General features: G+C 40.6%; 1 pseudogene. It reads right to left on the minus strand.

Annotated elements, in window-relative coordinates:
- Window positions 1-330 (minus strand): annotated as a pseudogene (locus tag AAEY75_RS14355) (hypothetical protein); the annotation flags it as partial.

Genomic DNA, 330 nt, shown 5'->3' on the forward strand with positions numbered 1-330 from the left:
CATTAAGCGTCTCTTCACGCGACAAATCGGCTTGATTGATCTTATATTGCAACTGCCTAGCAAGTCTGTCTTTAAAACTCAGCATCACAATAAAAATTAAGGTTTGTATGACAAATAAAGCGATGTATTGCCACAGAGGTAACGATATATCTAGCAACTTGCTAAGCAGCATGAGTACCATAGCAACGACTATGTAGCTGACCAATTGCCAGAGCAGCCACATCATAAAACTGTTATCGCCAAACCAAAACATTTGACGTTCTCGTAACAGTGTCAACTGCTGGCGTGATTTCCACCAAGACTGTTCACGCTGCTTTAACTGCTTATAAA

Source organism: Psychrobacter sp. TB55-MNA-CIBAN-0194 (genome assembly GCF_040309505.1).
Lineage (GTDB): Bacteria > Pseudomonadota > Gammaproteobacteria > Pseudomonadales > Moraxellaceae > Psychrobacter > Psychrobacter fozii.